This is a genomic window from Providencia sp. PROV141 (assembly GCF_028481645.1).
GTDB classification, from domain to species: domain Bacteria; phylum Pseudomonadota; class Gammaproteobacteria; order Enterobacterales; family Enterobacteriaceae; genus Providencia; species Providencia rettgeri.
The window spans coordinates 159,414-171,374 of record NZ_JAMPPR010000024.1 but is presented as its reverse complement, the minus strand read 5'-3'; the positions used below and the strand labels follow the sequence as shown (position 1 = coordinate 171,374).

Sequence of the window (11,961 nt, the reverse complement as noted above, 5' to 3'; positions counted from 1 at the left end):
TCGAAAAATTCTCGCAAGTGTTTTTTTGATTTATTTTACCAAGCGATGAATTATTAAACAAATCACACAAAATAACTACGTTTTGTTGAAATTACGAACTACAAATCATCAAATTCAACCGCGAATTCAGCAACCTTTTCCCAGTTAGTATATTCAATCTCTGTTTTTGGATCGGTTGGACCATCCGTCATTTTCATTATTAGACGAATCATCATTCTATCAAACCATGTATAGCGTGGATAAAACAGCGCTCCGGCAAAAACAGACTTCAATGTCGGCTTCCAAGGACATGCTTCTAAAAACTTTCGCGTATATGCGTTGGTTTCTACCGTATTCTTGCCTTCTTTTCTTGCCGTCAAATTTACAGCAAAAAAACCCGTCTTCATTGAGTTCAATTGATTTTGATGAGAAAGCACGAAGCGTTGTAGCTTTTTATTAAAGTGCCCATAACGAATGGATGCCCCTACTAATACTTTATCGTAGCCTGATAAATTAAGCTGTTGGTCAGTATTTAAATCACGAATATCACATTCACGACCAGAGTTTCTCAGTTGCTCCGCTATTTTTAGAATAATTTTTTTAGTTTGCCCATCCGTACTGGAGTGTAAAAGTAAGTAGCTCATTATTGTTCCTAAATTAATATCATTTCTATATAGGTAATATTATTTATTAATTGTACCCAACTATTCACGCCAAAAAGTGGGAGTCAGTAGCACTAATAAAGTGAAAACTTCCAAACGCCCAAATAACATCGTGACAACTAATATCCATTTCCCTGTAGGGTTCATCGTTGTGAAATTATCAGCCACAGTCCCTAACCCAGGCCCTAAGTTATTCAGTGTCGTTGCAATTGCTGAAAAAGCAGAGAATTCATCAACCCCTGTAGCAATCAGTAATAATAAGCTGACAACAAAGACCAGTGCATATGCAGAAAAGAACCCCCAAACAGCTTCGATGATCCTTTCAGGTAATGCGCGTTGCCCTAATTTGATTGTGTAGACTGCATTTGGGTGAACTAGGCGCTTTAACTCACGCGAGCCTTGTAAGAAAAGTAACAATATACGAATAACTTTTAACCCACCACCTGTCGAGCCTGCACATCCTCCAACGAATGCGGCGCACAATAGCAGCATAGGTAAAAAAAGAGGCCAACCAGAAAAGCTATCTGTCGTAAATCCAGCCGTTGTCGCCATGGACACGACTTGGAAGAATGCCTGATCAAGTGTTTGACCAAAGCTACTATAAACAGAATGGAACATAAGTACTAAGGTACAAATAACCACCAAGACAAACTGGAAGCTAATAAACATTCTAAATTCAGGATCGCGCCAATAAATCCCTAAACTACGTCCAGTTAATACTGCAAAGTGCAAACCGAAGTTACAACCAGAGATAATCAGGAAAATACCAATGATAGTGTTAATCGCAGGACTATTGAAATAACCAATACTGGCATCATGAGTTGAAAACCCACCAATAGCGATAGTCGAAAAGCTGTGAGAAATAGCATCAAAAACATCCATACCGGCTATCCATAAAGCAACTGCACAGGCAATCGTTAGCAGTACATAGATAAGCCATAATGTTTTTGCTGTTTCTGCAATACGAGGCCGCATTTTATTGTCTTTCAAAGGACCAGGCATTTCTGCGCGATATAGCTGCATTCCCCCGACGCCCAAAAGTGGCAAAATTGCAACGGCAAGTACAATAATCCCCATCCCCCCAAGCCATTGAAGCATCTGCCGATAAAATAAAATAGCTTTGGGCAGGGAATCAAGCCCTGTTAGCGTTGTCGCACCTGTCGTCGTCAAGCCTGAAAACGATTCAAAAAAAGCATCAGTTACTGAAAGATTAGGTCTTTCAGAAAAAATAAAAGGCAATGCCCCTACGCTTCCCAGTACCGTCCAAAATAAAACAACAATAAGAAAACCTTCTTTCGCTTTCAGTTCGTGCCGGCTATTACGGGTTGGTAGCCACAAAAAAAGGCCAATTAGCAAAGCAGTGACAAAAGTCTGGCTAAAAGCTCGCCCTGCACCATCACGATAAATTAGCGCAACAATACCAGGAATAACCATGGTAAAAGAAAAGATGATGACAAGCAGCCCGACTATACGGGTTATTGCACGAAAATGCATTCGGCAGGTTCCTTGATAAAACTGTTTACTATTGTGATTCTGACGTGAGCGTTATGGCTCCACGGCTTATATCGCGTAATTTATCATTGACTTCCTGCTCAAGAGTAGCAGGAATTGCAATTTGTAAAGAGACAGTTTCATTATAATCACTGTGTAAAACCGTGCCATTCACCTGGACAAGCAGTTGTTCAATCGCATTAATCAATGAATAGTCACACACTAAATTAAAGATTTTTTGTGGTACTTTTGTCTTTGTTGGTAATATTTTTAATGCTTGCTGAGCACCATTTCCATAAGCTTTAACTAGCCCACCAGTGCCTAGTTTTATCCCACCAAAATAACGTACAACAACACAGGTAACCTCCCCTAGGTTGCTACCTAATAGTTGCGCCATGATGGGTTTTCCTGCTGTTCCTGTCGGCTCCCCGTCATCAGAGAACCCCAATTTTTGTGAATCATCAGGCCGACCAGCAACAAATGCCCAGCAATGGTGCCGGGCATCTGGGTATTGAGCTTTAATCGATTGAATGTAATCTTTTGCCGCTTCAATACCATCTGTATGAGCTAAATACGTAATAAATTGGCTTTTTTTGATCTCTTCTGTAAAAGAAATGGTTTCAGCCGGTATTAAATAAGGTTTCATTAACGTAAATGTAAATCTCGAGTCATATTCTCAATACGATTTGCATGGATCACGATATTATCTTCAATACGAATCCCACCGTAAGGTTTGAAGAACTCAATTTTATCCCAATTAAAGTGCTGGCTGAACTCTCCATTTCTCCATTCAGATAACAGAGATTCAATGAAGTAGAGCCCTGGCTCAATAGTTAACACCATTTTAGGTTCTAAAACACGAGTACAACGCAAGAATGGATACATTTTAGGAGCGGCGAGATGAGTACCACTATCATCTTGCATAAAACCAGCAGCATCATGAACTTGTAGCCCAAGAGGATGGCCTAAACCATGAGGCAAAAACGGCGTTGTTAAGCCACATTCCACCATCGACTCTTCGCTAATACCTTTAACAATATCATGTTTAATTAGTATCTTAGCAATCCTATGATGCATATCCACGTGATAATCTGTATAGCGAACCCCCGCCTTAATCGTATCAATTAAAGCAAGCTGTTCTGTATTGACATCTGCAACCAATTCAGCAAATTCGTCTTTACCTTTCGCCGCATAAGTTCTCGTAATATCAGCAGCATAGCCATTATATTCAGCGCCTGCATCAATAAGAAAACTGCGTAATTCGTTCGGCACTGTTTGCTGCAGTTTAGTGTAATGTAATACCGCCGCATTTTCATTCAGCGCAACAATGTTACCATAAGGCACATTAGTATCTCGATGACCGGTGGATTGTAAGTAACTGACATTAATATCAAATTCGCTCATACCTGCTCGGAATGCTTCGAGAGCCGCAAGGTGTCCATTTACTGCCATTTTTTGAGCTTCTCGCATACAGTAAAGCTCATAATCTGTCTTATAAGAACGATGATAATGATAGTAATCTAAAACCGATTTGGGATTGATATTATGCAAAGAAATCCCTAAAGATTCTGCTCGTGCTGTTGCTGAGCCTATATAGGCGACATTTTCTTTTGATAAGCTTGCGAGAAACGTTTTGATGTCATCCGCATTTTTTAAATGGATTAACTCAATATCTTTAGTCCAAAAACTGTTTGGTAGTGGCTCAACACTATGCCAATAGTCAACGGGAGAATAAAACCATAGCTTAGGCTTATTTATACCATCAACTAATAACCATGAATGTGGAACATCGGTAACAGGTACCCACGCTTTGAAATGAGGGTTAACTTTAAACGGATAGTCGCTATCATCAAGAAAGATGCGTAGGGGTTCACCTGAATGAATCAATATGGCATCTAATTTGCTGCGCTGTAAAACTTGCTGAGTTCTGTTTTGTAACGTTTTAATGTGTTCAGCGTAGAGTGCAGTCAGTTTTTCCATTTCCTTCAACCTTTCAGCATTAATTAGAAAAATTAAGCTTACCACGTTCTGTTATTAACGGATATGCACTCTGTTGCAAACCTTAATTAACCAATTGATATATAATACGTTTATCATTAAAATCATTAATTATTCCACTTAATTGCTGTGACCAACCTTCCATTTTTGTCATTAATCATTTGCAATTAATTAACATTCTAGTCACACTCTTTTCATCTGGTCGTACCAGATAACACTACCACGTAGAGGAGAGCAGAATGCTTTATCAAAGTGACACTATCTATATTCAATGGTTGAAACAAGGGATTGCAGAACTGGTTTTTAACTCACCAGGGCCAATTAATAAATTGGATACCCACACCGTTGCTTCACTTGATGAAGCCGTGTCTGTTCTTGAGCAACAAACCGAGCTGCAAGGTGTAATTTTCCGTTCTGATAAACCCGCTTTTATTGTTGGTGCTGATATCAAAGAGTTTCTGTCACTCTTTGAAGCATCAAAAGAAACACTAAGCGATTGGTTACACTACGCTAATAGTATTTTTAATCGTATTGAAGACTTGCCTGTTCCAACGATTTGCGCCATTAATGGCTATGCACTAGGTGGTGGTTGTGAATGTGTTTTATCCACTGATTTTCGTATCGCCTCTCCTGATGCCCGAATTGGGCTTCCTGAAACAAAACTTGGGATCATGCCTGGCTTTGGTGGTTCTGTTCGGCTACCTCGATTAATTGGTTTGGATAGCGCATTAGAAATTATTACTGCGGGTAAAGATATCGATGCCTCTCAAGCTTTAAAATTTGGCCTTATTGATGCCGTTGTTAATACAGAAGCTCTCGCACAATCAGCGCTACAAGTCATTGAATCTGCAATTACCGGAGCCTTCAATTGGCAGCAAAAACGCCAACCTAAACTTAGTCCTCTGCAATTGAAGCCTATTGAGCAAACGATGAGTTTCAATGTCGCTAAGGGAATGGTGTATAAGGTTGCAGGCAAACACTATCCAGCCCCTATGGCTGCGGTGAATACAATAGAAAAGGCAGCAAACTGTACTCGCGATGAGGCCTTGAAGCATGAAACAGCCGCATTTGTTCCTCTAGCACATAGTGATGTTGCACGTGCGTTAGTGAATATTTTTCTAAATGACCAACAAGTTAAGTCAAATAGTAAAAAAATCGCACAACGTGTTGATATTCCTACACATGCCACCGTATTAGGCGCAGGGATTATGGGCGGAGGCATTGCTTATCAGTCTGCCAGCAAAGGCGTACCTGTTTTAATGAAAGATATTAATGTTAAGTCATTAGAATTAGGGATTGAAGAAGCACAAAAGCTATTAAATAACCAATTTGAGCGTGGAAAAATTACAGCTGCAAAAATGGCGGCAACCTTATCATCTATTCACCCTTCATTATCTTATAATGGCGTAGAAAATAGCCAAATCGTCGTTGAAGCCGTTGTTGAGAACCCAAAAGTCAAAGCCGCTGTATTATCTGAAGTTGAGTCCTTAGTAACAAGTGAAACTATACTGGCTTCAAATACATCAACTATTCCAATTTCAATCCTTGCTAAATCACTAAAGCGCCCAGAAAATTTCTGCGGAATGCACTTTTTTAACCCTGTGCATCGAATGCCATTAGTCGAAATTATTCGCGGAGAACAAACCTCTGATAACACGGTTGCTAAGGTTGTTGCCTACGCCAATAAAATGGGGAAAACCCCTATTGTTGTCAATGATTGCCCTGGCTTCTTTGTTAACCGAGTACTTTTCCCTTACTTTGCTGGCTTTAACTTACTGTTACAAGATGGAGCTGACTTTAGAGAAATAGATAAAGTCATGGAAAAAGAGTTTGGCTGGCCAATGGGACCTGCTTATCTCCTTGATGTGGTTGGTATTGATACTGCCTTTCATGCAGAGCAAGTTATGGCTCAAGGTTTTCCTGAACGAATGGGAAAAAAAGGCAAAAATGCCATTGATGTGATGTATGAACAACAACGCTTTGGCCAAAAAAATGGCCAAGGGTTTTATCAATATGAAAAAGATAAAAAAGGGAAACCGAAAAAAGTTGATGACCCGCGGGCTGATGAACTACTTGCTACTATTTGCTCAACAAGACGCTCTTTCACCAAAGAAGAAATTATTGCTCGAATGATGGCTCCAATGATCAACGAAGTTGTTCGTTGCTTAGAGGAAGGCATTATCCAAAGCCCTTCGGATGCAGATATTGCTTTAGTTTACGGTTTAGGCTTTCCACCATTTAGAGGCGGAGTATTCTGCTATTTAGATACCTTAGGTAGTCAATCTTACTTAAAAACAACGGAGTCTTTACAGCATTTAAGTCCTCTATATCATGCGCCTAATGGCTTAAAAGAAAAAGCATCTACCAATGCAAGATATTACCCACAGCCACCAGTAGTGGCGATTGATGTCAAAAAAGTTGCGAGAGGTTAATTCTATGGAAAATGTCGTCATTATTGATGGAATACGTACACCTATGGGCCGTTCAAAAGGTGGGGTATTTCGCCATGTTAGAGCTGAAGACCTTTCTGCGCACCTCATGAATGCGATTTTTGAACGTAATCCAAACGCAAGTAAAAAAGAATTGGATGACATCATCTGGGGTTGCGTTCAGCAAACACTAGAGCAAGGGTTTAATATTGCGAAAAATGCAGCATTACTCACAGATATACCTCATACGGTTCCTGCCGTTACAGTAAATCGCCTTTGTGGTTCATCAATGCAAGCGATACATGATGCGAGCCGGTTAATTATGACTGGTGATGCAAAATCAGTACTCATTGGTGGAGTTGAGCATATGGGCCACGTCCCAATGACTCATGGTATAGATTTCAACCCTAAACTGACTTTACGCGTTGCTAAAGCCGCAGGCGCTATGGGACTGACCGCTGAAATGCTTGCCAAAATGTATAAAATTAGCCGAGAAGAGCAAGATGCATTTGCATTAAGGTCTCACCAACTTGCAGCCCTAGCAACGGAAAAAGGGAAGTTCAATAACGAGATCGTTCCAATTAGTGGCCATGATGCCACAGGTAACCTCATTTCAGTAAATTATGATGAAGTGATTCGCTTTGATGCAAACCTTCAAGGCTTAGCCGCTCTTCGCCCCGCCTTCGACCCTATTAGTGGTACAGTGACTGCAGGTAATTCGTCTGCTCTATCTGATGGTGCATCTGCGATGCTGCTAGCCAGCGAAAGTTATGCCACACAGCAAGGCATTAAACCTCGAGCTAAAATACGCGCAATGGCAGTTGTTGGCTGCGACCCGTCGATCATGGGATTTGGACCAGTACCAGCAAGTGAACTTGCTTTAAAGCGCGCAGGACTAACTTTAAATGATATTGATATTATCGAATTAAATGAAGCTTTTGCGGCGCAATCTATTGCATGCTTAAAAGGCTTGAAGCTATCAGAAAACCAACTAGATGATAAAGTAAATCTCAGTGGTGGAGCTATTGCGCTAGGCCATCCTTTGGGATGCTCAGGGGCAAGGATTTCAACAGCATTACTTAATCAATTAGAACAAAACGATAAACAATTTGGTTTAGCCACCATGTGCATCGGGTTCGGCCAAGGTATTGCTACAATTATTGAGCGTGTTTAACAATTTAGTTTTAGTTTTCGCAAACATTGTATTTTGTCGATGTTCCCGCCTAGTCAGGGGCGGTTTTTTTTTTGCCTTTTTCTGGCCAAATAGCCACGATAAATTCAAAGATTATCGATAGGTGGCAAGTGAATAAGCCCCTAGGAGCATACAAAAGTCTGTGACTAGGGCGACCAACATTTCTACAATTTGAACAGATCTGATTTCACGCAAAAACCATGACAAGTTTAACCCTCATCGTTCAGATTATCGATAGGCGGCAAGTGAATAAGACCCTAGGAGCATACAAAAGTATGTGACTAGGGCGAATGAGTGGAGCCAACATTTCTACGATTTGAACGGGTCTGATTTCACGCAAAAACCATGACAAGTTTAACCCTCATAGTTCAGATTATCGATAGGCGGTAAGCAAATGAGACCCTAGGAGCATACAAAAGTCTGTGACTAGGGCGAATGAGTGAAGCCAACACCCCTACAATTTGAAGTAGGACGGGTTAAATGAATTCGTAAGCATCACCAAAGAGTTGTTCTGCCTTAGCTCCTCGCTCATTACAAAACCGCTCTCTCGCTATTTTAGCCATTTCAAAGCGACCTGCGATATAGATATCATGACTGGACAAATCGCCAAAATCTTCTAATACTGCGCTCAGGACTGTTCCTGTTCTACCACGCCATAGTTCGTCTGGTTGCTCTACAACTGGAACAATTTTCAAATTAGGGTAGTTTTCACTGAGGGCCTGCAATTCACCAAGGTCATATAAGTGCTCCAATTGGCGCCCTCCCCAATAGAAAGTTATGTCACGATTCGAGTTTTCAGCTAAAGCCGCAAGTAATACAGAGTGGGTATAGGAAAAACCAGTTCCACCTGCAATTAAGATCATTGCGTTACTGCTATTTTCCCGAAACCAAGCTTTACCGTGAGGAATGTCAATATTTATACGTTTTTGGTCCAAAATTCTATCCATGACAGCCATTGCGTATAAATTAATCTCAGAAGCACCAATATGTAATTCAATAGTTTCTTTATTATTCGGTGTAGAAGCCATTGAAAATGGTCGCTTGTCTCTCTCATCCATTACGACCATTAAATATTGACCTGCTTTAAAATGAAAAGGACCATCTGGCAACAAAATCACCCGATAAACCGTATCCGTGATAGATTCAACAGATGTTACTTTACAGCTTAAAGTTGCCATGGTTTCCCTCTTATTTTGTGTCAAAAATATTTAACTGTTCCCAAATATCATCAATGCGAGATTTAACGCTCTCTGTCATTACGATAGGACGCCCCCACTCACGATCTGTTTCACCCGGCCATTTATTGGTGGCATCAAGCCCCATTTTTGAGCCTAATCCTGATACAGGAGAAGCGAAGTCGAGATAATCTATGGGCGTGTTTTCCATCATCACGGTATCACGAGCTGGATCCATACGGGTTGTAATTGCCCAGATGACATCTTTCCAGTCTCGTGCATTAATATCATCATCACAAACAATAACAAACTTAGTGTACATGAATTGGCGCAGGTATGACCAGACTCCCATCATGACTCTTTTAGCATGTCCTGCATATTGTTTTTTCATTGTCACAACGGCAAGACGATACGAGCACCCTTCAGGAGGAAGATAGAAATCAACAATTTCAGGAAATTGTTTTTGAAGAATGGGAACAAGGACTTCGTTTAACGCTTCCCCTAATACTGCGGGCTCATCTGGTGGCCTTCCCGTATAAGTTGAATGATAAATTGCATCACGACGCTGAGTCACATGAGTCACAGTAAATACTGGGAAATTATCTATTTCATTATAATAACCAGTATGGTCACCATAAGGACCTTCAGGGGCCATTTCACCCGGTTCAATATACCCTTCTAAAATAATTTCAGCGCCAGCAGGTACTTCTAGGTCATTCGATATGCATTTAACAACCTCGGTTTTATTACCGCGCAATAATCCCGCAAAAGCGTATTCTGATAATGTGTCAGGAACTGGTGTTACCGCGCCTAAAATGGTCGCAGGATCTGCACCAAGGGCAACTGCAACAGGGAATTTTTCACCGGGATGTGCTTGGCACCATTCTTGAAAATCCAAAGCGCCACCGCGATGAGACAGCCAACGCATAATAACTTTGTTTTTTCCAAGAACTTGCTGACGATAAATACCTAAATTTTGCCTTTCTTTATGTGGGCCTTTAGTTACTGTCAGCCCCCATGTAATTAGAGGAGCGGCATCTTCTGGCCAACAATGCATAACAGGGATTTTTGTGAGATCGACGTCTTCACCAACCCAAATTTGTTCCTGACAAGCCGCTGAACTTAACCGTTTAGCTGGCATATTCAGCACTTGTTTAAATTTTGGAAGCTTATCAAAAAGGTCACGAAAACCTTTCGGTGGATCAGGCTCTTTCAGAAACGCCAGTAATTTGCCTACATCATGTAAAGCTTTTATGTCTTCTTGCCCCATCCCCATCGCAACACGTTTAGTTGTTCCAAACAGGTTACACAAGACAGGCATGTTATAGCCTTTGGGATTTTCAAATAATAGGGCCGGTCCCCCTGCTCTTAGTGTACGATCTGCAATTTCTGTCATTTCCAAATAGGGGTCGACTTCCATTGTAATGCGTTTTAGCTCGCCTTGTTTTTCAAGTTGCGAGATGAAATCTCTAAGGTCACGGTATTTCATTATCTTCTTTTACTGTTACAGAGGGAGTCCCATTATAAGACGTCCGGCCAAGGTTACAAGTTACTGTCTAAAGCACTTAAAAATCAATCTTTTTCTGGTTTAGTATACCATTTTACTGGCAATCAAAAGGGACTAATTTTTCTAATAGTAATGTATTAAATTGCTCTGAGAATGTTTTATTATGCTGAAATAGTTTAAAACCTTCATCTTTTCCACTGAAATAATGAAGTTCATTACCTTTAATTTGTAACCCACTTCCTTCCCTGAGTGCAACAACAACTTCATGAGGATTAATCACACAAAATTCTTGTAATCGCTCATCACGAGTTTCTCCCATATGACCAGAGATGTGTGCATCAATATAATGAGGATTAATTTGTAATGGGAATAGCCCCAGAGATGGCATAATTGCTGCGTTACTTACAGGCATATCATTCGTAGTACGAATACTTGGCGTCGCTACATTACATCCTGCGCTCCAGCCGATATATGGCACGCCACGTTCACGAACTGCGCGTTGAATCGCAACAATCAACCCATTCTCATGTAGGCATTTATTCAACCACCAAGTATTGCCACCACTTACAAGAATGCATTCTGCCTGCTCAATCGCGTCCACTGGGCTAGAAAAATGCTCAATTGACGTAACTTTTATCCCCAATGCTTCGGAAAGCTGCTCTGCTCTTTCGTCATGTGAGCCGCGAAGAACCGCATAAGGAACCAAAACTGCTGACTTTATATTCTTACGAGTAATCATTTCTTTGATTCGAGGTAAGGCGTAGCTTAGCCATACAGGATTGCCTGCTAGCTTGCCGTTACTCAACAAAAAGATATCCATTATGTCTCCTACTGATTTGGTTTTTGCATTACAGTTATCATAAGACTATATTCGATTAATATAGACTGATGAATATCAATGATATGGTGCTGTTATTCATTAGTCACATTGTTATGTCGTAATTTGTTATCATAAACATAGTTTTGTCAGATGGAATTCAAAAAAATGGAAAAATGGTATTTGCTTTATTGCAAACGAGGCCAAATTGAGCGCGCTATGGAGCATTTAAATCGACAGAATGTTGTTTGTATGACGCCCATGACTGAAATGGAAAAAGTGGTTAGAGGAAAAAGGACGACTGTGCAAGAAGCTCTGTTTCCAAATTACTTATTTGTGAAATTTGATCATAATGAAATTCATACGACAACAATCCAGTCAACGAGAGGGGTCAGCCATTTTATTCGTTTTGGCCAATTGCCGACGGAAGTCCCTGAAGAAATTATTGAACTACTACAACAAACTCCTATTAGTTATTCCGTCGCACCAGATATACCAAAGCATGGTGACCAGGTGACTATTACCGAAGGTATTTTTGCGGGTGTACAAGCTATTTTTGGTGAACCTAATGGTGAGTACCGTTCTATTCTTTTACTGAATATTTTAAATAAAAGCGTACCCAAAGTAGTTGATAATACACAGTTTAAAAAAAATACAGATTGAGTATTGAAGCAATAAAAAAGCCCTTCCTAGAGGGCTTTTTATAATTTT

10 protein-coding genes are annotated in these 11,961 nt (G+C 40.4%); 3 read left to right on the top strand and 7 right to left on the bottom strand.

What is annotated here, in order from left to right:
- Nucleotides 1-98: 98 nt before the first annotated feature.
- The 4 genes from hemG to pepQ are packed head-to-tail and all read right to left on the bottom strand — an operon-like array spanning nt 99 to nt 4,112.
- Nucleotides 99-623, bottom strand: coding sequence for a menaquinone-dependent protoporphyrinogen IX dehydrogenase (hemG, locus tag PSF09_RS16730; protein ID WP_210835753.1), 525 nt, complete (start codon nt 621-623; stop codon nt 99-101).
- 60 nt (nt 624-683) lie between these two features.
- Complete coding sequence (gene trkH, locus PSF09_RS16725; RefSeq protein ID WP_004914863.1) at nt 684-2,135, bottom strand: Trk system potassium transporter TrkH; 1,452 nt, start codon at nt 2,133-2,135, stop codon at nt 684-686.
- Nucleotides 2,136-2,163: 28 nt separating this feature from the next.
- A complete protein-coding gene (locus PSF09_RS16720) occupies nt 2,164-2,778 on the bottom strand; it encodes an IMPACT family protein (protein WP_210835755.1) in 615 nt (204 codons plus the stop codon).
- Nucleotides 2,778-4,112: a Xaa-Pro dipeptidase gene (pepQ, locus tag PSF09_RS16715; RefSeq protein WP_210835757.1), complete on the bottom strand. Its 1,335-nt coding sequence runs from the start codon at nt 4,110-4,112 to the stop codon at nt 2,778-2,780. The genes PSF09_RS16720 and pepQ overlap by 1 nt, the downstream gene beginning before the upstream one ends.
- A 257-nt stretch (nt 4,113-4,369) precedes the next feature.
- Between pepQ and fadB the strand changes: the two genes are divergently transcribed.
- Both fadB and fadA read left to right on the top strand, forming a co-directional pair.
- Nucleotides 4,370-6,562 carry a fatty acid oxidation complex subunit alpha FadB gene (fadB, locus tag PSF09_RS16710; protein WP_272684188.1) on the top strand — a complete coding sequence of 731 codons (2,193 nt, stop codon included), beginning with the start codon at nt 4,370-4,372 and terminating at the stop codon, nt 6,560-6,562.
- Nucleotides 6,563-6,566: 4 nt separating this feature from the next.
- Nucleotides 6,567-7,733 carry an acetyl-CoA C-acyltransferase FadA gene (fadA, locus tag PSF09_RS16705; protein WP_272666208.1) on the top strand — a complete coding sequence of 389 codons (1,167 nt, stop codon included), beginning with the start codon at nt 6,567-6,569 and terminating at the stop codon, nt 7,731-7,733.
- A gap of 494 nt (nt 7,734-8,227) precedes the next feature.
- On the opposite strand, the gene fre is transcribed toward fadA, so the two are convergent.
- The 3 genes from fre to pepE all read right to left on the bottom strand — a co-directional run bounded on the left by fre (nt 8,228) and on the right by pepE (nt 11,253).
- Entirely contained in the window at nt 8,228-8,929 is a 702-nt protein-coding gene (gene fre, locus PSF09_RS16700) for an NAD(P)H-flavin reductase (protein WP_272666209.1), read from the bottom strand.
- Between the two features lie 10 nt (nt 8,930-8,939).
- Complete coding sequence (ubiD, locus tag PSF09_RS16695; RefSeq protein ID WP_272666210.1) at nt 8,940-10,415, bottom strand: 4-hydroxy-3-polyprenylbenzoate decarboxylase; 1,476 nt, start codon at nt 10,413-10,415, stop codon at nt 8,940-8,942.
- Between the two features lie 112 nt (nt 10,416-10,527).
- A complete protein-coding gene (gene pepE / locus PSF09_RS16690) occupies nt 10,528-11,253 on the bottom strand; it encodes a dipeptidase PepE (RefSeq protein WP_210835767.1) in 726 nt (241 codons plus the stop codon).
- A gap of 165 nt (nt 11,254-11,418) precedes the next feature.
- Here pepE and rfaH point away from each other — a divergent pair, with 165 nt between their 5' ends.
- On the top strand, nt 11,419-11,913 hold the full coding sequence (rfaH, locus tag PSF09_RS16685) for a transcription/translation regulatory transformer protein RfaH (protein ID WP_272684187.1): 495 nt from the start codon (nt 11,419-11,421) through the stop codon (nt 11,911-11,913).
- Nucleotides 11,914-11,961: the final 48 nt, after the last annotated feature.